This window comes from Streptomyces sp. f51 (assembly GCF_037940415.1).
Lineage (GTDB): Bacteria > Actinomycetota > Actinomycetes > Streptomycetales > Streptomycetaceae > Streptomyces.
This window is the reverse complement of sequence record NZ_CP149798.1, coordinates 4,898,612-4,919,884: the sequence shown is the minus strand read 5'-3', so window position 1 is coordinate 4,919,884 and position 21,273 is coordinate 4,898,612. Positions and strand designations below refer to the sequence as shown.

Genomic DNA, 21,273 nt, shown 5'->3' with positions numbered 1-21,273 from the left:
TCCTGCTCCCCCTCAGCCCCGGACTCGGAGGCGGTCGGTGCTGTCCTCGCTGGGCTGGACGACGACGATGCCCTGCCCGGAGAACGCCATCTGGAACGCCTCGCCGCTGCCGCGTCCGATCAGCGACTGTGCCTTGAAGCTGCGCTTGCCCTTCACCTTGAGGTTCGGGGACCAGGCGACGAGCGCGTCGGGGTCGACGTACGTCTCGTCCTCACCGCCGCCGCAGTCGACGACGATCGGGTTGCCGCGGGAGGTCAGCGCGACCCAGCCCTGACCGGAGATCTTGGTGTTCCACAGACCCTGTCCGGCGAACTTGGCGAGCCCCTTGACCCGCTCGACGCCCCAGGTGAGGTGGGCGTCGAAGGCGAGCAGATTGGTCGCGTTGACGGAGATCGCGTCCCCGTTGAGGTTGATGACGACGACGTTCGCCCCGTAGTCGGCGAGGTAGAGCAGACCGTCGCCCGAGCACTTCATGAGGGGCGCGCCCTCGCCGGTCATCCAGTCGCGGGCGATCTGGCGTACGGCGGGCGGGTTGGGCTCGTACTGCACGAACCCTTCGTAGGCGACCATCGATCCCACGCGCGCGAGGAGGTCGTTTCCGGTCTGCATGGCGACCTTCAGCATGTGACTGCCGTGGTTCTCCATGCGCGCGGTGACGGGTGCAGGGGCGAAGCCCGCGAGTGGCTGGTTCATGACGGGCTCCCTCAGACCTCGTACGGCTGGACGACGACGAAACTGCCGGGCGCGGCGCGGAACTGGAGGTTCACGCTCTCGCCGGTGTCGCCGGGGTAGGCGTTGCGGCGCATCCTCACCTGACTGGAGACGATCACCTGCGCGGCGGCCGACCAGGCGACGACGGCGTTGCAGTCGGCGAAGGTCGTGGGGGTCACCGGCAGGACGACGGGGGCGCCGTGCGTCTTGACGACGATGGTTCCCGTGCCCTGGAACTGCATGGTGAACAGCGCGCCCCCGGGGATGCCGTGTCCCTCGATGCGGCGGACCTCGTACTGGAGCGACTCGTCGAAGGCGAGGACGTTCTCGGCGGAGACGCAGATCGCGTCCCCCTGGAGCTCGATGGGGTGCACATGGGTGGCGTTCTCGGCGAAGAACACCTGGCCCTGGCCGGTGCAGCGCATCAGCTGCATCTCCTGGCCGGTCGCGCTGCCGACGAGCCGGCCGGCGAACCCGGCGCCCTTGTAGCTGAAGTCGACCTTGCCCTGGTACAGCACCATGCTGCCCTGGCGGGCCAGGACCGGCTGGCCGCCGATGCCGAGGTCGGCGCGGATGAGTTTCTTGTTCTGCGGGGTCCACCGCTGGCCGGTGGGCGTCTCCTTGAAGGCGCCCAGCGCGGCGGTCACACCGGCCCCGGCCTGCGCGGCGCCCTGGGGCGCGCCGTAGGGGGACGGGGCGCCGGGCTGGCCCGGGAACTGCCCGGGGACCTGGCCGTACTGCGGCTGCTGGCCGTAGCCGGGGGGCGCCGTCGGCGGCTGCTGGCCGTAGCCGGGAGGCGCGGCCGGTGCCTGCTGACCGTAACCGGGCGGCAGGTTGCCCGGCGGTCCCGGCGGCTGCTGACCGTAGCCGGGCGGCTGCCCGTAGGGCGCGGGGCCGGGCGGCGGGACGGCACCGGGGGGCGGGGTGTGCAGAGGTGCCACGATCGTCGGCGCGCCGTGCACCGAGGGCGCGGGCATCGGGGCGTGCGGGGTGGCGCCGGGAGGCGGCGCGAAGCCCTGCGCGGGTGCCGGAGCGGGCGACTGAGGCGCGCCGAACGTGGGCGCGGGTCCTGCCTGGGCGGGCGGGGCGAAGGACGGCGCGGCACCGGACTGCGGCTGCGGGGCGGCGGGCTCCTCCTCGGCGACCTCTCCGCCGAAGTTCTTCAGCAGCGCTTCGAGGCCGCCGTCGAAGCCCTGTCCCACCGCGGCGAAGCGCCAGACGTCCTTGAGGTAGAAATCGCCCAGCATCACGGCGCGTTCGGTGGAGAACTCGGCGCCGCTGAACGCGTACCGGGCCACCTCCTCGCCGCCCGCGACGACGCGCAGGTATCCGGGGGCGATCTGCGACATCTGTCCGGCGCCGTCGATCGTCGCCGTGAACGACAGCTTCTGGATCCGCGCCGGAATCCGGTCGAGGGTGACCCGGAAGGACTCCGTGTCGCCCGACTGCGCGCCGAGCAGCTGGATGGACTCCTCGGGGGACTTCGACTGGTTGAAGAAGATGAAGTAGCGGTCGTCCGACAGCCGTTCGTCGGCGTCCAGGCCGAAGCAGCTGATGTCGAAGGTGAGTCCGGGGCCGGTGATCTGCACACCTACGTACAGATCCGTGCCCGCGGTCAGGTCACTGATCTTGGCCTTGTGGCCGCGTTGGAATTCCCTGGCCATGCGTAACGACCGTCCCCCATCCCGAATGCGAGTGCGTCGCGTCAGGCTAACGGCAAAGTCCGGAAGTGGACGAAGCCGGTGCAGAGCCGGTACACAATCACATCCCCGGCGGGACAGGCCGGCCGGCTACTCGTCGCGTGCCGCCGGAAGGTGGGGCAGCCGGTCCGCGGCGACGACTCCTTCGAGATAGCCGCGGGCGCGCTCGGTGCGCGGATAGGCCTCCAGGAGCCGCCAGAAACGGGGCCCGTGTCCCGGTACGAGCAGATGGGCGAGCTCGTGGAGGAGGACGTAGTCGACGACGTACTCGGGCATGCCCTGCAACCGGTGCGACAGCCGGATGCTGCCCTCGGCGGGGGTGCAGGAGCCCCAGCGGGTGTTCTGGTTGGTGACCCAGCGCACCGAGGAGGGCCGCGCCCGGCCTTCGAAGTAGTGGGCCGACAGCCGCTCGGCGCGTTCGGCGAGCTCGGTGTCGCCGAGGACCCGCCGGCTTTCCTGGGCGGCCAGCTTGTCCAGCATGACGGTCACCCAGCGTTTCTCCTCCGCCTCGGACATCCGGGCGGGGATGAGCACGACGGTGCGGTCGCCCTCGCGGTAGGCGGAGACCGTTCTGCGCCGTCGGGCGCTCCTGCGGACCTCGATCGGGCTCGGCCCCGAACCGCTCGGCGGCGGGCTCGTGCTGCGCTGTGTGGTCGCGGCGCTGTGCGGTGGGTCGGCGGGCACGCCCCGACGTTACCTGCTGTGCACGGGGGAAGTCCCGCCCCCGGGACGGTTCGATGCCGATCCGCAGTCTGCCCGTCCGATTCGTACGACGAACGGTGCCATCTGTGGACAACTTCCGGCGGGGTCCGGCGGGCACGGGCATGCTGGCATCCGGTCCGCGCTGCGGGAGTGCGCCGCGGACATACGGGGACGTACCGACGGGTCTACGGGGGTAGGTCATGCATCCGATCGTGAAGCCCGCGCTGCGGCGCGGCTGGCGGGATCTCAACACCGTGCAGTTCGGGATGACACCCGCGCACGCGATGGTGCTGGGCCCGATGGACACGGCGACGGGCAGTTTTCTCGAACTGCTCGACGGGACACGCGGGATGCCGCTGCTGCGCGAGCAGGGCCGGGAGATGGGACTGCCCGACGGCCATGTGGACGGACTGGTGGACCGTCTGGCCGGGTCCGGCCTCCTGGACGACACGACGGGAGGCGGCCCGGCCTCGGCCGCCCTGCGCGAGAGGAAGGAGGCCATGGACCGGCTGCGCCCTGACCTCGCCTCCCTCTCCCTCGTCGCCCGCGAGCCGGGTGCGGCTCTCGAACGGCTGGCGGCCCGGCGCCGTCTGCGCGTGCAGGTGCGGGGGGCCGGCCGGGTGGGCGCCGTCCTGGCGGCACTGCTCGCCGGCGCGGGCGTGGGCGAGGTCGAGGTCCGTGACCTCGGGCGGGTCGAGCCGTGGGACGTGGCGCCGGGCGGGCTTCCCGTCGAGTCCATCGGCGAGCGCCGGGAGGACGCCGCCCGGCGGGCCGTGCGCCGGGCCGCCCCCGACCGTCCGCCCCGCTCGGTCGCCCGCCGGGGTGCGGGGGAGGAGACCCGCGGACTGTCCCTCGTGATCCTCGCCCCCCGCGACGGTCTGGCCGTCCACGCGCCGGACCCCCTGTCGGCCGAGGGTCTCATGGCCTCGGGGACCCCCCATCTGTACGCGGGGGTCGTCGAGGCGACCGGGGTCGTGGGTCCCCTGGTCCTGCCGGGCGAGACCGGCTGCGCGGGTTGTCTGGACCAGCGGCGCACCGACATCGATCCGGCCTGGCCGCGGCTGGTCGCGCAGTGGCGGTCCGGACGGCAGCGCCGGGTGGCCGCGTGCGATCTCGCCCTGGCCGCGGCGGTGGCCGGCCTCGCCGCGAGCCACGCGCTGTCCTTCCTGGACCGGGATCGGGCCGTCCGCGCGGGAACGCGCTGGGAGGCGTCACTGCCGGGATGCGAGTGGCGTTCGACACCGGTTCGCGCGCATCCGGCGTGCTCGTGCGGCACCGCCGGGAAAACAAATGGTGAGGGGACCCCCGAGGACGGCGAAGCACACGAGACAATGGCAGAGCGACAGCCGCACGCCGCACAGCTTGCTGGGACCTGGAGGGCGCATGTCTGATCTTCCCCGGAAGGCAGTCACCCGGACTGCCAAACTGGCCGCGCTGCCACTCGGCTTCGCCGGGCGCGCGACCTGGGGACTCGGGAAGCGGATCGGCGGGAAGTCCGCGGAGATCGTGGGCCGGGAACTCCAGCAGCGCACGGCCGAGCAGCTCTTCAAGGTTCTCGGGGAGCTGAAGGGCGGCGCCATGAAGTTCGGGCAGGCACTGTCCGTGTTCGAGTCGGCACTCCCGGAGGAGATCGCGGGTCCCTACCGAGCGGCCCTGACGAAACTCCAGGACGCGGCACCTCCCATGCCCACGCGCACGGTCCACTCCGTGCTGGAGGAGCGGCTCGGCGCGGACTGGCCCGAGCTGTTCCTGGAATTCGAGGACAAGCCGTCGGCGGCGGCCTCGATCGGCCAGGTGCACCGGGCGGTGTGGCACGACGGCCGTGAGGTCGCCGTCAAGGTGCAGTATCCGGGTGCGGGCGAGGCCCTTCTGTCCGACCTGACCCAACTCAGCCGCTTCGCACGGCTCCTGGGGCCCCTGATTCCCGGAATGGACATCAAGCCGCTCATCACGGAGCTGCGCGACCGGGTCTCCGAGGAGCTCGACTACGGCCTGGAGGCACAGGCGCAGGCCGCGCACGCGGAGGAGTTCGAGGACGACCCGGACGTGCTGGTGCCGGCCGTGGTCCACCAGTGCGAGCAGGTCCTGGTGACGGAGTGGATGGACGGGGTGCCCCTGTCCGAGGTGATCACCGACGGCACACGGGAACAGCGGGACCGCGCCGGCCAGTTGCTGGCCCGCTTCCTCTTCTCGGGCCCGGCCCGCACCGGCCTGCTGCACGCCGATCCGCACCCGGGCAACTTCCGTCTGCTGCCCGACGAGAAGGGCGGCTGGCGTCTTGGGGTCCTGGACTTCGGCACGGTGGACCGGCTTCCCGGCGGCCTGCCCCAGCCGATCGGCGACTCGCTCCGCATGACGCTGGACGGTGACGCCGAGTCGGTCTACGAACTGCTCTGCGAGGAAGGCTTCGTCAAGGAGTCGATAGACCTCGAACCCGACGCGGTCCTGGACTATCTGCTGCCGATCATCGAACCGGCGGAGCTGGACGAGTTCACCTTCACCCGGAACTGGATGCGCAGTCAGGCCGCCCGGATCGCCGATCCGCGTTCTCCCGCCCACCAGTTGGGCAGGCAGTTGAACCTGCCGCCCTCGTATCTCCTGATACACCGGGTGACCCTCAGCACCATAGGGGTCCTGTGCCAGCTCGGCGCGACGGTCCGTCTGCGCGACGAACTGGAGGCGTGGCTGCCGGGGTTCGTGCCGGAGGAGGAGCTGGAGGACGAGGAGCTGGGCGAAGAGGTGTCGGCCGCCGAGGCGTGAGCCCGCGTCGCGGAGGTGGGCGCCCGAGGGCCGGGTGTTCGTCGGACTCGGCTACCACCAGGCCGAGTCGAGACGGCCCTCGATCGATCTGAGGTTGTCGCGGGCGCAGTTGTCGCAGAAGTAGCGGCGGGTGCCGTTCTCCACGGAACAGGTCCATGTCGGCCGGGGGCCGGATGCCGTGGTGCCGCAGCGGGCGCACACGATCTTCTCGGCGTCGTCCGCTTCGGACCCGGGTGCGGGGCCGGTGCTGTCACTGTCTTCGGGAAGACTCGTCACTCTGGCGACGATATCTCCGCCTCCGGCGGTTCGCGCGGTACAACGCACCGCGGGGGCCGGTCCGTTCGGACCGGCCCCCGCGGGGTCAATATCTGTCACTGCTGCGACTGCAACGGCTGCTACGGCTGTGTGCGCCGATTACTGCATGACCGCCATGGCCAGCGCGCGCCGGGCTCGCATCGAGGCGCGCTCGGCCCGGCGCTGCATGCGGCGAGCGGCCGCCAGGCGCACGGCCTGACGTTCCCGCTCGGCCTGGTGCAGTCGCTCGTGCATATGCGCACGAGCCAGGGCTTCTGGGATGAGTTGCATCTCTCGGGTCCTGTTCTGACGCGAGTCGTTCGCGCCGGTGGTGGCGAAGTCTGTGGTGGCGGAGCCGGCGGGCTCGCTCGTGGACGGCTTCATCGGGGCCTGCTTCTTGGGGTCGTGCGTCAGGGGGCGGTCGATCGTTCCTCGGATGTTCATGCCGCGACCGGGTTCTTGCGCGGGCGGCCACGCGGCCGCTTGCGGGCCACGACGACACCCTGGACGAAGAGCTCGCCACCCCAGACGCCCCAGGGCTCACGCCGCTCCTTGGCGCCGGCGAGGCAGGCCTCCATCAGCGGGCAGGTGCGGCAGAGAGACTTGGCGTACTCGACGTCGGCCGGCGACTCGGCGAAGAAGACCTCCGGGTCGTAGGAACGGCAGGGGACGGGTACGCCGAGGTTCTCGATGGCGTCGTCGAGCGCGGTGAGCGCAGTGAGCGGGATCAAGGTGGAGTCCTCCGTGAGGCCGGGCGGGGGGATCGTTTCGGAAGGCGGTACTGACGGGGCGTGCGCTTCGAGTTGCACGGTTCGTCTTCCTCGTCTGGTCGTGCCGGCCTGGGTCGGCCGGTTGGCGGCTGGTACCGGGTCTTTTCTTGTCCCGAGGCCCCTTCGCTCTGCCGTCCCCGGTCGGGGACAAACAGAAGGGCCGCGGATCCCGGGTGGGGTTCCGCGGCCCTGAAGGCGCCGGCCTGATGGTGAATCAGGCTGGATCACTCCAGGGTTCAGGCCCACGGAAGGCCCACATCGTGTGGTGCTGCTGCGTCTGCTTCAGGGATCCGGCACCGGCTGCCGCAAAGGCATAGGCATGTGCTTCAGCCACTACTGCCGCTTCCAGTGCCTGGATCGGTCGCTCATTGCGCTCACGAACGGGAAGGCCCGTGAGAGACACAGGGGACGCCGGCCGGACGGCGGTAATGCCGGACAGACCGGTGCCCAGGTTCGAGACGCCGAGCGGGCACGTGGAGACGACGACCGAGCGATCGGTCATTTTCACGGTGGTGGTGAAGCTGGTGTCGATGCTGATCACTGGAATCGCCTCCTCTCGGCGTCTTGGGGGACCGGGGCGAACCGGTCCGACGGATATTAAGTACAGCACGGAACCAGGGCCTTCGAGAAGGCCGCTGCTGCCGTGGTTAAGAACCTATGGGGATTGCCGGGGCATGCGCAAACTATTTTCCCGACGAGTTTGAATCAGTTGCCCTCACTGTGCTCCACGACCTCCCGACCTGCGCAGATGGCCAGAACGTCGGCTCCGAAGCGGTTGAGTTTGCGGACACCGACCCCGGGGATCCGGGCGAGTTCGCCCTCGTCGTCGGGCGCGGTCTCGGCGATCGCCATGAGCGTCCTGTCGGTGAACACACAGAACGCGGGCTGCCCGCTGCGCTCCGCCTGCACCGCCCGCCACTCGCGCAACCGCTCGTACAGCCCCTCGTCCATGTCGGAGGGACAGCCGTCGCAGCGCATCAGCTTCATCTCGCCGGCGTCGGTGAGCGTGCGGCCGCAGACCCGGCAGCGCGCGGGGCTGCGGCTCGTGCGCCGCGGGGCGGTGACGCCGGTTCTTCCGGCGCCGCGCTCGATGCCTCCCGGGCGGACACCGGAACCGGCGCCGGCCGTGGCGACGGAGCCGGGACGCAGGCCGTCGAGGAACCGGCTCGGGCGTCGGCCCGCGCGGCCGCCGGGCGAGCGGGCGAGCGCCCAGGACACGAACAGGTGCTCTCTGGCGCGAGTGACACCGACGTACAGGAGGCGGCGCTCCTCCTCGATCTGCTCGTCGGTCTTTGCGTAGGTGATCGGCATCATGCCCTCGGCGACGCCCACCAGGAAGACGACGTCCCACTCCAGTCCCTTGGCCGAGTGCAGGGACGCGAGGGTGACACCCTGCACGGTCGGGGCGTGCTGGGCGCTCGCGCGTTCGTCGAGCTCGGCCACCAGGTCCCCGAGCGTCGCACCGGGCTTGGCGATCGCGAAGTCCTGCGCGAGGTTCACCAGGGCGGCCAGCGACTCCCAGCGCTCCCTGACCGCGCCGGAGCCGGCCGGGGGGTTGCCGGTCCAGCCCTCGCCCGAGAGCACCGCGCGGACCTGCGAGGGCAGGTCGACGACGTCGTCCAGGAGGGAGTCGTTGCCGCCGAAACGGGCCGCGGCGCGCAGGGCCGAACCGGCCTTGCGCACCTCGGGGCGGTCGAAGAAGCGCTCGGCGCCGCGCAGCTGGTACGGCACACCGGCGTCGGCGAGGGCCTGCTCGTAGGTCTCGGACTGGGAGTTCGTCCGGAACAGGATCGCGATCTCGGCGGCGGGGACGCCCGAGGCGATCAGGTCGCGGATGCGCCGGGCCGCGCCCTCGGCCTCGGCGGGCTCGTCCGTGTACTCGGCGTAGACGGGTTCGGCGCCCGGGGGGCGCTGAGAGATCAGTTCGAGGCGGTGCTCGGCGGCCCGGCCGCGCGCCTGGGAGAGCAGGCCGTTGGCCAGGTGGACGACCTGGGGCGAGGAGCGGTAGTCGCGGACGAGCTTGACGACGGTGGCCCCGGGGTGGCGGGTGCGGAAGTCGAGCAGGTGGTCCGGGGTCGCGCCGGTGAACGAATAGATCGTCTGGCTGGCGTCGCCCACCACGCACAGGCTGTCGCGTTCGCCGAGCCACAGCTCCAGCAGGCGCTGCTGGAGGGGGCTGACGTCCTGGTACTCGTCGACCACGAAGTGCTGGTACTGGGAGCGGACCTGTTCGGCGATGTCGTGCCGGTCCTGGAGGATCGCGACCGTGAGCAGCAGGACGTCCTCGAAGTCGATGACCGCGCGGTCGCGCTTGAGGTCCTCGTAGGCCGCGTAGATCTTGGCGGTCTCGGCCGGGTCGCGGGGGGCCTCGCGGCCGGCGCGGGCGGCGGCCGCGGCGTAGTCGGCGGGGATGGTCTGGGTGACCTTGCACCACTCGATCTCGCCGGTGACGTCCCGCAGCTCTCCCCGGTCGAGGCGGATGCGGCAGGCGGCCGCAGCGTCCGCGACGAGCTGGATCTTGCGGTCCACCAGCCGGGGCAGTGAGCCACCGACGGCTTTCGGCCAGAAGTACTGGAGCTGGCGCAGCGCGGCGGAGTGGAAGGTGCGGGCCTGGACCCCTCCGGCGCCGAGCTGGCGCAGCCGTCCGCGCATCTCTCCGGCGGCCCGGTTGGTGAAGGTGACCGCGAGCACGCTGGAGGGCTGGAGGATCCCCGCGCGCACCCCGTAGGCGATGCGGTGGGTGATCGCCCGCGTCTTGCCCGTGCCGGCTCCCGCCAGCACGCACACCGGACCGTGCAGGGCGGTGGCGACCGCGCGCTGCTCGGGGTCGAGCCCGTCGAGCACCGCGTCGGCCGTGTCCGGAACCTGCGGGAAGAGGGTGGAGTGCGTTGCTGCTGTCACACAGCCATGCTGCCAGGTCGGCGGAGACGGGTGAGCCGGTTGTCCACAGGGAGACCGCTGCGATCGTACGAATGCGGCGAGCGTCACCTCCGCCGCCCGTTCCGGGGGCACCTTTCGGCCACACCGGCGCCCGCGCCCGGGTGCCTCGCCCGGGCACCACGGGCACCACGGGCACCCCGGGCACCCGGGCACCCCAGGCGCCAGGGGCACGAGGGTCACCACATGCGGGCGCCACGCCCCTCCCCCGCCGCGACCGTCCTCACCTGCGGTGCGGCGCGGATGCGGTGAGCGTCACGTGCCGGCGGGCGGCCCGGATACCCCCCACGGGAATGGCGACCGGGTGACCTGCGTTCCACTTGCAGCGACCAGCCACCCGAAGCCGTGAAGGAGCGCATGCGACATGCAGGGAACTGTGACGATGTACAGCACCACGTGGTGCGGCTACTGCCGTCGGCTCAAGAGCCAGATGGACCGTGAGGGCATCGCGTACACCGAGATCAACATCGAGCAGGACCCGCAGTCCGCGGCGTTCGTCGAGAAGGCGAACGGCGGCAACCAGACCGTTCCGACGGTCCTGGTGGTCGCCGCAGGCGGCACCGAGGCCGTCATGACGAACCCGAGTCTCGCCCAGGTGAAGCAGGCCCTCACCGCCTGACCTCCCGCGCGCACGGCAATGCCCCTCCGTCGAACTCGTCGGAGGGGCACCGTCATGTCCGGGGCACGCTCAGGGGGCGTTGCGGGTCGGCAGGGGCTTGCCGTACCAGAGCTCGATCAGGCGCGCCGCGATCGAGATCCCGTAGGGAGGCAGCACCTCTCCTGACTCGAAGGCGGCGCGCAGGTCGTCCCGGGAGAACCAGCGGGCCTCCTCGATCTCCTCGCCGTCGACGTCGATCTCCGACGAGGTGGCGCGGGCCCGGAAGCCCAGCATCAGGCTGGAGGGGAACGGCCAGGGCTGGCTGGCTACGTACTCGACCTCGCCGACCGTGACCCCGGCCTCCTCGAAGACCTCTCGGCGCACCGACTGCTCGATGGACTCACCGGGCTCGACGAAGCCCGCGAGGGTGGAGAAGCGGCCTTCGGGCCAGTGCACCTGCCGGCCGAGCAGGATGCGGTCGTCGTCGTCCGTCACGGCCATGATCACGGCCGGGTCGGTGCGCGGGTAGTGCTCGGCACCGCAGGCGGGGCAGCGGCGGATGTGTCCGGCGGCGGCGATGACGGTGCGCTCGCCGCAGCGGGAGCAGAAGCGATGGGTGCGCTGCCAGTTCTCCAGGCCGACGGCGTGCACCATCAGGCCCGCCTCACGCGGCGACAGCAGCAGGCCCGCCTCACGCAGGCCGGCCGGGCGGGCGGACTGGTCGATGCGGCCGGGAAGCGTGTCCTTCTGGAGCGCGAAGTAGCTCACCCCGTCGTCGTCCGTGCCCAGGAAGTAGCGGTGCGCCTCGGTGAGCGGGGCCTCGAAGGAGGGCGTCATCAGCAGTTCGGTGGTGCCGTCGGCCGTCTCGTCGATGAGCACCTGACCACCGGAGACCACGAAGACACGGGTCGTGGGGTGGCTCCAGGCCGCCGCGAGCCAGGCCTCGTCGAGCCGGTGATGGGCGGCCCGGTCGATGCCGCTCGGAGCGGTCAGCGAGATGGGACGGTCGGCGCTGTGGTCGGTCCAGGTGGTCACGGATGCTTCCAACTCCCCCGGTGGAACGGATATTTCGGCGGGCGGTCCAGCAGGACGGTCGTGCGGTGCGCTCTTGGGGCTGCGATGCGGCTCGTTCAGGGTGTCCCGCGCCAGTTCTCGGCCAGGTCGGCCCACAGGTGGGCGGTCGTCTCGACGCCCTTCATGAGGAGGTCGAGTTCGACCTTCTCGCCGGGGGCGTGCCAGCCGTCGGAGGGGACGGAGATGCCCAGGAAGAGCACCGGGGCGCCGAGGACTTCCTGGAGGTCGGCGGCCGGTCCCGAGCCGCCCTCGCGGGTGTAGCGGACCGGCTGCTGGAAGGCCAGGCCCATGGCGCGTACGACGGACTGGAGGGCGGGGTGGTCCAGGGGTGTCAGACACGGACGGGTCGCCGCCCCGAACGTGATCTCGTGCCGGATGCCGGCGGGCACCTGCTCGGCCGCCCAGGCGCGTACGGCCTTCTCGACGTGGTCCGGGTCCTGCCCGGCGACGAGCCGGAAGGAGAGCTTCACCATGGCCGAGGACGGGATGATCGTCTTGCTGCCCGCGCCCTGGTAGCCGCCGCCGATGCCGTTGACCTCGGCGGTCGGGCGGGCCCAGACGCGCTCCAGGGTGGTGTGTCCGGCCTCTCCGTGGGTGGCCGTCGACCTGGCGGTGCGCAGCCACCGTTCCTCGTCGAAGGGCAGTTCGGCGAAGAGTTCGCGCTCGCGGTCGGTGAGTTCGGTGACGCCTTCGTAGAAGCCGGGCACGGCCACGCGCGCGTGGCCGTCGTGCAGCGCCGCGACCAGGCGGGCGACCGCGGTGGCGGGATTGGGCACGGCTCCGCCGAACGATCCGGAGTGGATGTCCTGCTCGGGTCCGTGAAGGACGATCTCGCACTCGGCGAGGCCCCTCATGCCCGTGCAGACCGTGGGGGTGTCCTCCGACCACATGCCGGTGTCGGAGACGATCACGGCGTCCGCGGCGAGCCGCGCGGCCCTCTCCTCGACGAGGTCGCGGAAGTGCGGGGAGCCCGACTCCTCCTCGCCCTCGATCAGCAGCTTCAGGTGCACGGCGGGGGTGGTGCGTCCGGTGGCGGCGAGGTGGGCGCGGACGCCGAGTGTGTGGAAGAACACCTGGCCCTTGTCGTCCGCGGCCCCGCGCGCGTGGAGGCGGTTGCCCCGGATCACCGGTTCGAAGGGGTCCGTGTCCCATCCGTCCTCACGGGCGGCCGGCTGCACGTCGTGGTGTCCGTAGACGAGGACGGTGGGTGCCTCGGGGTCTTCGGAGGGCCACTCGGCGAAGACGGCGGGGGCGCCCGCGGTCGGCCAGACCTCGCAGGTCGGGAAGCCTGTCTCCCGGAGTTTGGCGGCGAGCCAGTCGGCGCTGCGTGCCACGTCCGCCGCGTGTTCGGGCTGTGCCGAGACCGAGGGGATGCGCAGCCACTGACCGAGGTCGTCGAGGAAGGCGGCGCGGTGGGTCTCGATGTACGTACGGACGGTGCTGACGGCGTTGTCAACGGGCTTGCTCATGTTCCTGAGCCTATCCGCCCACAGAGGCGTGTTCGTCCGGTGGTTCTCCGGGGAGCTCGCCGCGTGCGCCCGGGTCCTCGGTGAGCAGCCGCTCCAGTGCCGCACGGCCCGGGAGCCCGTCCGGTCGTACGATCTCGCCGTCGCGCACATGGAGGAACGCGGCCGTGACGGATTCCAGGGGCACGCCCTGCCGCTCGGCCCAGCCCAGGCGGTACAGCGCGAGCTGGAGCGGGTCGGCCGTGCGACCGTGACCGGTCTTCCAGTCGATGATCTCGTACGTCGCCTCCTCGCCTTCGCCGTTCCTGTAGACGGCGTCGATGCGGCCGCGGACGACCCGGCCGGCGATCGAGAGCTGGAAGGGCACCTCGACGCGATAGGGGGTGCGGTGCGCGTAGGGACTGCGTTCGAAGGCGTCCTTCAGGGCTTGCAGGTCCTGCTCGTCGGCGATCTCCGCCTCGCCGCCGGGCAGGTCGTCGGGGTCGAGCATCGGCAGCCGCAGCTCCTCGAAGCGTGACTCCACCCAGGCGTGGAAGCGCGTGCCCCGGCGCGCGGCGGGCTGCGGTGGGCGCGGCATGGGGCGCGCGAGCTCCTGGGCGAAGCCGTCCGGGTCGGCGGCCATGCGCAGCAGCTGGGAGGCGGTGAGCGAAGCAGGCAGCGGTACGTGGGTGACGGTCTCGCGGGCGCGCTTGAGCTCCCCGGTCAGCGCGTCAAGGTCGCGGTCCCAGGAGGCGAGGGTGCGAGCCTCCTCGAGGGTGAGGCGCTCGCTCCCGGCCTCACGGGGGTGCGGGCGGGCGGAGGGGGCCTGGGCCTGGTGCGGCACCGTCGGACGTCCGCCCCCGCGGCCGGCCGGGCGGTCTCCGGGCCGCCGCGTCGTCCAGGAGTCCCAGTCCGGGTCTTCGTCGCCGGGCCGGGCGCTCTCCGCGGGGCCGTCCTGCGGGTCTCCGTAGGCCACGTCGTCCAGGAACGAGTCCTCGGGGAACGCGTCCTCGGGGAGACCGTCCTCGCCGTCCTCGCCGTACGCGTCGTACTCGTCGTAGGGCGGGACGTCGTCGTCCTCGGGCGGGGGCGGCCATTCCGGATCGTCGTGGGAGCCGGGGTCGTGGGCGGCCGTGCGCGGGTGCGCGTCGGCGCCCGGGTGGGCCCCTTCGTGGGACGCGGCCTCCTCCAGGTGGGCGAGCACCGTCTCGGCCGCCGCGCGGCGGCGGGCGAGGGCCGCGTCGTCGAGCGGGAGCGGCCAGGCGTGGTCGGTCGCCGCCTCTCCCAGGGCCGGGTTCTCCTCGCCGTCGGCCGGTTCGTCCGCCCACACCTCGATCTCGCCGTGCCCGGCCACGCAGTGGTCGTGGAGGGCGTGCAGGAAGTCCGAGGGGCCGCGCGTCCGCTTCTGGGAGGGCCCCCACCAGTGGCCGGAGCCGAGCAGGAGGGAACGGGGGCGCGTGAACGTCACGTAGCCGAGGCGCAGTTCCTCGGTGTGCTGGTGGGCCTTCATGGCCTCCTGGAAGGCCTTGATGCCCTTGGCGTCCCAGGACTCGACGTCGGGCAGCGTGTCGGCGTCGCCGCGCAGCTTGTGAGGCAGGACCTTGCCCTGGGCGGTCCACTTCTCGCGGCCCTGGCCGCTGGGGAAGGTGCCACTGACGAGACCGGGGACGGCCACGACGTCCCACTCCAGGCCCTTGGACTTGTGTGCCGTGAGCACCTTGACGGTGTTCTCCCCGCCGGGCAGGGCGTTGTCCAGGCCCTTCTCGTACTGCGCGGCGGTGCGCAGGAAGCCGAGGAAGGCCAGCAGGCTCGCCTCGCCGTCGCCGGACGCGAAGGACGCGGCGACGTCCAGGAAGTTGGACAGGGTCTCCCGGCGGCGGGCGGCCAGGGCGTGCGGGGACGCGGAGAGCTCCACCTCCAGGCCGGTGACGGCCAGGACCCGGTGCAGGACGTCCATCAGCGGGTCGGCGAGCGAGCGCCGCAGGTCGCGCAGTTCGGCGGCGAGCCGCGCGAAGCGCACGCGCGCGTCCGGCGAGAAGGGCAGCCCGTCGTCGTCCCCCGAGGCCCCGACGGGCGTCTCCAGGAACGTGTCGAGGGCGTCGGCGAGCGAGATCACCTCGGCCGGGTCGACCCCCTCGACGGCCGCGGCGAGCCTGCGGTCCGGGTCGTCGTCGGCGCCCACGCGCGCGTGGGACACGAGCAGACGGGCACGGCGCCCGAGGAGGGCGAGATCGCGCGGGCCGATGCGCCAGCGCGGGCCGGTGAGCAGTCGGACGAGGGAGGCGTTCGCCCCCGGGTCCTGGAGCACCTCGCAGACGGCGACGAGGTCGGCCACCTCGGGCAGGTGCAGCAGACCGGACAGGCCCACCACCTCGACGGGGATGTCACGGGCGACGAGCGCGCCCTGGATCTCGGCGAAGTCCGTGGCGGTGCGGCACAGGACGGCGATCTCGGCCGGTGCCGTCCCGGTGCGTACGAGATGGGCGATGGAGTCGGCGAGCCAGCCGATCTCCTCGGCGTGGGTGCGCAGCAGCGCGCAGCGCACCAGGCCGTCCCGCTCGGCCCCCGGGGCGGGCCTCAGGGATTCCACGCCCGCGTGCATGGCGCGCAGCGGCTCCGCGAGACCGTTGGCGAGGTCGAGGAGGCGGCCACCGCTGCGGCGGTTCTCGCTGAGCGACTGGCGGGTCGCGGGGCGGCCGTCGGGGCGCGCGAAGTGCTCGGGGAAGTCGTCGAGGTTGGCCACCGAGGCGCCGCGCCAGCCGTAGATGGCCTGGCAGGGGTCGCCGACCGCGGTCACGGGGTGTCCGGTGCCGCCGCCGAACAGTCCGGCGAGCAGGACGCGCTGGGCCACCGACGTGTCCTGGTACTCGTCCAGCAGGACCACCCGGAACTCGTCCCGCAGGATCTCCCCGACCTCGGGGCGGGTGCGGGCGAGGGTGGCCGAGAGGGCGATCTGGTCGCCGAAGTCGAGGAGGTCGCGCTCTCGTTTGGCCGCGCGGTAGCGGCCCACCAGCTCGGCGAGTTCGCGCCGGGCGGCGGCGGCCTCGGGGACCTTGCGCAGGTCCGCGTTGGTGAGCCTGGCGCCTTCCAGGGTGCGCAGCAGCTCGGCGTCGTGGGCGCGCAGGTCCTCGGCCGCCACGAGGTGTTCGGAGAGCTCGGAGTCGAGGGTCAGGAGGTCGCCCACCAGGTCCGGGAAGGAGCGGGTCAGGGCCGGGTACGGGCCCCGCGCCTCGCGCAGCACGCGCGCGGCGAGCTGGTAGCGGGTGGCGTCGGCCAGGAGCCGGGTCGTCGGTTCGAGCCCGATGCGCAGTCCGTGGTCGGTCAGCAGCCGGCCCGCGAAGGCGTGGTACGTGGAGATGACCGGCTCGCCCGGCGGGTTGTCGGGGTCGATGACGTCCGGGTCGGTGATGCCCGCCCTGACGAGCGCCTTGCGGACCCGCTCGGCGAGTTCGCCCGCCGCCTTGTTGGTGAACGTCAGCCCGAGGACCTGCTCGGGGGCCACCTGCCCGCTGCCGACCAGCCAGAGGACGCGGGCCGCCATCACCGTGGTCTTGCCCGAACCGGCCCCGGCCACGATCACCTGCGGGGCGGGCTCCGCGGTGATGCAGGCCATCTGTTCCGGGGTGAACGGGATGCCGAGGAGCTCCTTGAGCTGTTCGGGGTCGGTGATACGGGCGGGCATGTCGCAGAGGCTAGCGGCGTCCGCTGACAGCGGTGGCCACATCGGCGTGCGGGGCGAAAGAACCGCAGGTCAGCACATGTGGTGCTATGCGTCACTCGCCGACGTCGGGTCCCCCGTGGCCGGTCCGGCAGCCTGTCGTAGAACCGGGGGCAGGAGCGGCGCTCCCGCCATCGCCACCGGGGTAGGAGCGGGGCCCGCTACCGACGCCGGGACCGGCGAGGGCCCGTCGCTCGGCCCCGGGACCGGTGCCGCTCGGCCCCGGGACCGGTGCGGGCCCGTCACTCGACCACCTGCCGGCCCTCCGGCCGGGCACTGCACGAGGCCTGGAAGGAACAGTGGGTGCAGTGCTGTCCCGTCGTGGGCGAGAACCGTTCGTCGAGGACCTTGCCGGCGGCGTTCGCCAGCAGGTCGCCGACCCACTCGCCCTCCAGCGGCTCCTGCGCCTGCACCTTGGGAAGGGTCTCGCCGCCGTCCTTCTTGGGTGCGCCCTGGCGGAGCTGGACGAGCTCGGCGCCGCCCGCCTCGGGGCGTACGCCGTCGAAGACACCGTCGACCGCGCCCTCGCCGACGGCGAGCTGGTAGACGGCGAGCTGCGGGTGACGGGTCACCTCGGCGGCGCTCGGCGCCTGCTTGCCGGTCTTGAAGTCGACCACGTAGGCGCGGCCCTCGGTGTCCGCCTCGACACGGTCCATGGAGCCGCGGATGCGTACTTCGTAGGAGCCCGCCTCCAGGGTCACGTCGAAGTCGTGCTCGCTGGCCACGGGGGTACGGCCCGTGCGGTCCATGACGTGCCACTTCAGGAAGCGCTCGAGCGCCACACGCGCGTGCTCCTTCTCCTGGGCGGACTTCCAGGGCGCGTCGAAGGCGAGCGCGTTCCACACCGAGTCGAGGCGCTCCATGAGGACGTCGAGGTCCGCGGGGGTACGTCCGGACGCGACCTCGTCGGCGAGGACGTGCACCACGTTGCCGAAGCCCTGGGCGGCCGTCGCGGGGGCGTCGGCCTTCACCTCCCGGCCCAGGAACCACTGGAGGGCGCAGGTGTTGGCGAGCTGGTCGAGCGCGCTGCCGGAGAGCACGACGGGCTGGTCGCGGTCGCGCAGCGGGACCTTGCTCTCGGTCGGCTCGTACATGCCCCACCAGCGGTAGGGGTGCGCGGAGGGGACCAGCGGGCGGCCTTCCTCGTCGGCGAGGGCGGCGAGCCGGGCGAGACGGCGGGCCGCTGCCTGCCTGAGGGTCTCCGAGACGCGCGGGTCGACCGTGGTGGCGCGCAGTTCGGCGACCAGCGGGGCGACGGCCAGCGGGCGGCGCGGGCGGCCGGTGACGTCCTTGGGCTCGACGCCGAGTTCGGTGAGGAATCGGGAGGGCTGGTCGCCGTCGTCCGCGGGTGCCTTGACCGCGGTCACGACGAGCCGTTCACGCGCGCGCGTGGCGGCCACGTAGAACAGCCGGCGCTCCTCGGAGAGGAGTGCCCCGGGGGTGAGGGGTTCGGCGAGTCCGTCCCGCCCGATGCGGTCGGCCTCCAGCAGGGAGCCGCGGCGGCGCAGGTCAGGCCAAAGGCCCTCCTGGACGCCCGCGACGACGACGAGGCGCCACTCCAGGCCCTTGGAGCGGTGCGCCGTCATCAGGCGTACGGCCTCGGGGCGGACGGCCCTTCGGGTGAGGGTGTCGGCCGCGATGTCCTCGGCGTCGATCTCCTCCAGGAAGTTCAGGGCGCCACGGCCTCCGGTGCGCTCCTCCGCGCGTTCGGCGGTCGCGAACAGCGCGCACACGGCGTCGAGGTCCCGGTCGGCGTTGCGTCCGGCCGCGCCGCCGCGCCGGGCGGCCCGTTCCAGCCGCTGGGGCCAGGGGGTGCCGTCCCACAGGTCCCAGAGGGCCTCCTCGGCCGTTCCGCCGCCCGCGAGCCGCTCACGCGCCTTGCGCAGCAGCGCGCCGAGGCGCTGGGCGCCCCGGGCGTACGCGGGATCGTGCGCGACGAGCCGCTCCGGCTCGGCCAGCGCGCGGGCGAGCAGGACGTCGGACGGCGGCGGTACGAGGTTTCCGCCGGCGCGCTCCTCCTCGCGCAGGGCACGCCCGAGGCGCCGCAGGTCGGCGGCGTCCATGCTCGCGAGAGGGGACGCGAGGAGGGTGAGCGCGGTCTCGGTGTCGAGCCAGGACGCGACACGGACAGCGGCGGTGTCCGTCCGGAGGCCGCCGGCATCCGGACCGGTGTCGGCTCGCGGGTCGGCATCGGTCTCGGCGCCCACCTCCGGACCGGACTCGGCTCGCGGGGCGGCGTCGGCCTCAGCGCCCACGTCCGGACCGGACTCGGCTCGCGGGGCGGCATCAGCGTCGGCGTCGGCGTCAGGACCGGTCTCGGCTCGCCGATCGGCGTCGGCGTCGGCGTCAGGAGTGCGCTCGGCATCCGGCGCCGTCGCGGTCCCCGGATCGACGTCGGCAGCGTCGGAGGACTCGCCCGCGCCGGACGCACCGACCGCATGGGGCGCCCCGCCCGCGCTCGTCCCCGACTCCGCGCGGGCCACCGCCCGCAGTGCCGTCAGCAGGGGCGCGACCGCGGGTTCGTGCCGCAGGGGCAGGTCGTCGCCGTCGATGTCGAGGGGCACGCCCGCCGAGGTCAGCGCGCGACGGATCGTGGGGATCGTGCGGGAACCGGCCCGCACGAGGACGGCCATCTCGCCCCAGGGAACACCGTCCTCCAGGTGGGCGCGGCGCAGGATGTCCGCGATGTTGTCGAGCTCCGTGCCGGACGTCGGGTACGTGTAGACCTCGACCCGGCCGCCGTCCCGTACCGCGGCCAGTTCGCGGTGCGCGCGCACCTTCTGGGCCGGAAGCCGGGTCAGGGGCATGCGCTGGGTGAGTCGGCGCGTCGCGCCCAGCAGCTCGGCACCCGAGCGCCGCGACGTGCCGAGGACCTCGACCGGGGCCGGACGGCCGCCCACGCGAGGGAAGGCGTCGGGAAAGTCCAGGATGCCGTTCACATCGGCGCCGCGGAAGGCGTAGATCGACTGGTCGGGGTCACCGAAGGCGACCAGGGTGCGCCCGCCGCCGGCCAGTCCGCGCAGCAGCCGCACCTGGGCGGGGTCGGTGTCCTGGTACTCGTCCACGTAGACGGCGTCGTACTGCGCCGCGAGCCGCTCGGCGACCTCGGGGCGGCCGACGAGGAGCACCGCGCGGTGGACCAGCTCCGCGTAGTCGAGGACTCCCTGCATGTCGAGGACGTCGAGGTACTCGGCGAGGAAGGCGGCGGCCGCGCCCCAGTCCGGGCGGCCGATGCGCCGGGCGAAGGCCTCCAGGGCGTCGGGCCCGAGACCGAGCTCCCGGCTGCGGGCGAGGACCGCGCGGACCTCGTCCGCGAAGCCGCGCGTGGTCAGACAGGCGCGCAGTTCGTCCGGCCAGCGCACATGGGCGAGCCCCAGGCGCTCCAGGTCGGGCTGGCCGGCCAGCAGCTCGCGCACGGCCACGTCCTGCTCCGGGCCGGACAGCAGTCGCAGGGGCTCCACGAACAGGTCGCTGTCCTGGTGGGCGCGGATCAGGGCGTAGCAGAAGGAGTGGAACGTGGTGGCCCGGGGCGCACGCGCGGCCCCTATGCGCAACGCCATGCGGTCGCGGAGCTCGACGGCCGCCTTGCGGCTGAAGGTGAGGACCAGGATCCGCTCCGGGTCGCCGCCGCGTTCGATCCGGGCGGCCACGGACTCGACGAGCGTGGTCGTCTTGCCCGTGCCGGGACCCGCGAGCACGAGCAGCGGACCGCTCCCGTGGTCAACCACCGCGCGCTGTCCCGCGTCAAGACGAGGGGGCTCCGCCTTCGCCGGCGCGGTGCGCACCAGCCGGTACGCACCACGGGCCCCCTGGCGCACGGAAGGGTGCGTCAGGCGCCTGGTGGAGGAAGTGGAGCTCACGTGGTTCGCCGGTCCTGGTGCTCGTACTGGTGGGCGGACCGCCGCGTGGAGGGCGGTGACCGCGGGCTGAGGGGGACGTGTGCCGATGACGCTACGCCGGTGCGGTTCCCGGAAGGAGGGCTTCCGATTCTTCCCTCACACCCCGTGCGCCCCGTGCGCCTCGCGCGTCCCGTGACCTACGAACGTACGGCATGTCACGGATGTGCCTCGTTTCCCTCGTACGGGCCTCAGTGTCCCCTTCGGCCCCCTGAATGCCGGAAGCTGTCAAGTGTGACCTTCCGCGCGTTCGCCGCCGTCCCATCGGGCCCGTCTCATGTCGACGCGCGGCAGATGCCCCGCCGAGGCCCGGCTCGCCTCCTTCAGAGGCGTCCCCTCGGCGCGGTAGTGGGCCAGCGCGTCCAGTTCGTGGCCGGGCAGCAGCACACCGTCGGCGCGCATGACGCGCCACCACGGAACCGCTCCGCCGTACAGGGCCAGCACCCGGCCCACCTGGCGCGGCCCGCCCTCCTCCAGCCATTCGGCGATGTCGCCGTACGTCATGACGCGACCGGGCGGGATCAGCTCGGCGACGTCGAGGACCCGCTCCGCGTACTCCGGCAGCGCGTCCACCGGAAGGCTCTCCTCGCTCATCCGCCCCATCCTGCCGCACCCCACCGACAACGCGACCCCGCAGCGGCTGTGCATATTCCTTCCCGCGGAGTGAC

General features: G+C 72.7%; 16 protein-coding genes. 3 read left to right on the top strand and 13 right to left on the bottom strand.

Features of this window, described 5'->3' with window-relative positions:
- Positions 1–12: 12 nt before the first annotated feature.
- The 3 genes from WJM95_RS21540 to WJM95_RS21530 form a co-directional block, all read right to left on the bottom strand.
- A complete protein-coding gene (locus WJM95_RS21540) occupies positions 13–693 on the bottom strand; it encodes an AIM24 family protein (RefSeq protein ID WP_339131349.1) in 681 nt (226 codons plus the stop codon).
- A gap of 11 nt (positions 694–704) precedes the next feature.
- Complete coding sequence (locus WJM95_RS21535) at positions 705–2,375, bottom strand: TerD family protein (protein ID WP_339131348.1); 1,671 nt, start codon at positions 2,373–2,375, stop codon at positions 705–707.
- A 126-nt stretch (positions 2,376–2,501) separates the two neighbouring features.
- Positions 2,502–3,095 (bottom strand): M48 family metallopeptidase, encoded by a 594-nt coding sequence (locus tag WJM95_RS21530; protein WP_339131347.1) that lies wholly within the window; start codon positions 3,093–3,095, stop codon positions 2,502–2,504.
- 218 nt (positions 3,096–3,313) lie between these two features.
- Here WJM95_RS21530 and WJM95_RS21525 point away from each other — a divergent pair, with 218 nt between their 5' ends.
- Positions 3,314–4,504 carry a TOMM precursor leader peptide-binding protein gene (locus WJM95_RS21525; protein WP_339131346.1) on the top strand — a complete coding sequence of 397 codons (1,191 nt, stop codon included), beginning with the start codon at positions 3,314–3,316 and terminating at the stop codon, positions 4,502–4,504.
- Positions 4,497–5,873 carry an AarF/UbiB family protein gene (locus tag WJM95_RS21520; RefSeq protein ID WP_339131345.1) on the top strand — a complete coding sequence of 459 codons (1,377 nt, stop codon included), beginning with the start codon at positions 4,497–4,499 and terminating at the stop codon, positions 5,871–5,873. The genes WJM95_RS21525 and WJM95_RS21520 overlap by 8 nt, the downstream gene beginning before the upstream one ends.
- A gap of 51 nt (positions 5,874–5,924) precedes the next feature.
- Here WJM95_RS21520 and WJM95_RS21515 read toward each other — a convergent pair whose 3' ends face one another.
- The 5 genes from WJM95_RS21515 to WJM95_RS21495 all read right to left on the bottom strand — a co-directional run bounded on the left by WJM95_RS21515 (position 5,925) and on the right by WJM95_RS21495 (position 9,838).
- Entirely contained in the window at positions 5,925–6,149 is a 225-nt protein-coding gene (locus WJM95_RS21515) for a hypothetical protein (RefSeq protein WP_339136058.1), read from the bottom strand.
- Positions 6,150–6,287: 138 nt separating this feature from the next.
- Positions 6,288–6,611, bottom strand: coding sequence for a hypothetical protein (locus WJM95_RS21510; protein ID WP_339131344.1), 324 nt, complete (start codon positions 6,609–6,611; stop codon positions 6,288–6,290).
- Positions 6,608–6,976, bottom strand: coding sequence for a WhiB family transcriptional regulator (locus WJM95_RS21505; RefSeq protein WP_028802016.1), 369 nt, complete (start codon positions 6,974–6,976; stop codon positions 6,608–6,610). Before WJM95_RS21505 ends, WJM95_RS21510 begins: the two co-directional genes overlap by 4 nt.
- Before the next feature lie 175 nt (positions 6,977–7,151).
- Positions 7,152–7,478: a hypothetical protein gene (locus WJM95_RS21500; protein ID WP_339131342.1), complete on the bottom strand. Its 327-nt coding sequence runs from the start codon at positions 7,476–7,478 to the stop codon at positions 7,152–7,154.
- 164 nt (positions 7,479–7,642) lie between these two features.
- Positions 7,643–9,838, bottom strand: a complete 2,196-nt coding sequence (locus tag WJM95_RS21495; protein WP_339131341.1) for an ATP-dependent DNA helicase UvrD2 — start codon at positions 9,836–9,838, stop codon at positions 7,643–7,645.
- A gap of 400 nt (positions 9,839–10,238) precedes the next feature.
- Here WJM95_RS21495 and WJM95_RS21490 point away from each other — a divergent pair, with 400 nt between their 5' ends.
- Positions 10,239–10,493 (top strand): mycoredoxin, encoded by a 255-nt coding sequence (locus WJM95_RS21490; protein ID WP_339131340.1) that lies wholly within the window; start codon positions 10,239–10,241, stop codon positions 10,491–10,493.
- A 69-nt stretch (positions 10,494–10,562) separates the two neighbouring features.
- On the opposite strand, the gene nudC is transcribed toward WJM95_RS21490, so the two are convergent.
- The 5 genes from nudC to WJM95_RS21465 form a co-directional block, all read right to left on the bottom strand.
- Positions 10,563–11,507, bottom strand: a complete 945-nt coding sequence (nudC, locus tag WJM95_RS21485; RefSeq protein ID WP_339131339.1) for an NAD(+) diphosphatase — start codon at positions 11,505–11,507, stop codon at positions 10,563–10,565.
- A gap of 95 nt (positions 11,508–11,602) precedes the next feature.
- A complete protein-coding gene (locus WJM95_RS21480; RefSeq protein WP_339131338.1) occupies positions 11,603–13,015 on the bottom strand; it encodes a dipeptidase in 1,413 nt (470 codons plus the stop codon).
- Between the two features lie 10 nt (positions 13,016–13,025).
- Positions 13,026–16,673: an ATP-dependent DNA helicase gene (locus tag WJM95_RS21475; protein ID WP_339131337.1), complete on the bottom strand. Its 3,648-nt coding sequence runs from the start codon at positions 16,671–16,673 to the stop codon at positions 13,026–13,028.
- Between the two features lie 278 nt (positions 16,674–16,951).
- On the bottom strand, positions 16,952–20,569 hold the full coding sequence (locus WJM95_RS21470; protein ID WP_339131335.1) for a UvrD-helicase domain-containing protein: 3,618 nt from the start codon (positions 20,567–20,569) through the stop codon (positions 16,952–16,954).
- 264 nt (positions 20,570–20,833) lie between these two features.
- The gene (locus tag WJM95_RS21465; protein ID WP_339131334.1) at positions 20,834–21,199 is read right to left on the bottom strand and encodes an MGMT family protein; all 366 of its coding nucleotides are present in this window, start codon (positions 21,197–21,199) and stop codon (positions 20,834–20,836) included.
- Positions 21,200–21,273 lie beyond the last annotated feature (74 nt).

Bases quoted from the DNA above. Each gene is read 5' to 3' on its own strand.
- WJM95_RS21465 (WP_339131334.1), bottom strand. From the start codon at position 21,199: ATGAGCGAGGAGAGCCTTCCGGTGGACGCGCTGCCGGAGTACGCGGAG.
- WJM95_RS21525 (WP_339131346.1), top strand. From the start codon at position 3,314: ATGCATCCGATCGTGAAGCCCGCGCTGCGGCGCGGCTGGCGGGATCTC.
- WJM95_RS21475 (WP_339131337.1), bottom strand. From the start codon at position 16,673: ATGCCCGCCCGTATCACCGACCCCGAACAGCTCAAGGAGCTCCTCGGC.
- WJM95_RS21520 (WP_339131345.1), top strand. From the start codon at position 4,497: ATGTCTGATCTTCCCCGGAAGGCAGTCACCCGGACTGCCAAACTGGCC.
- WJM95_RS21490 (WP_339131340.1), top strand. From the start codon at position 10,239: ATGCAGGGAACTGTGACGATGTACAGCACCACGTGGTGCGGCTACTGC.
- WJM95_RS21535 (WP_339131348.1), bottom strand. From the start codon at position 2,375: ATGGCCAGGGAATTCCAACGCGGCCACAAGGCCAAGATCAGTGACCTG.
- WJM95_RS21510 (WP_339131344.1), bottom strand. From the start codon at position 6,611: ATGAACATCCGAGGAACGATCGACCGCCCCCTGACGCACGACCCCAAG.
- WJM95_RS21480 (WP_339131338.1), bottom strand. From the start codon at position 13,015: ATGAGCAAGCCCGTTGACAACGCCGTCAGCACCGTCCGTACGTACATC.
- WJM95_RS21540 (WP_339131349.1), bottom strand. From the start codon at position 693: ATGAACCAGCCACTCGCGGGCTTCGCCCCTGCACCCGTCACCGCGCGC.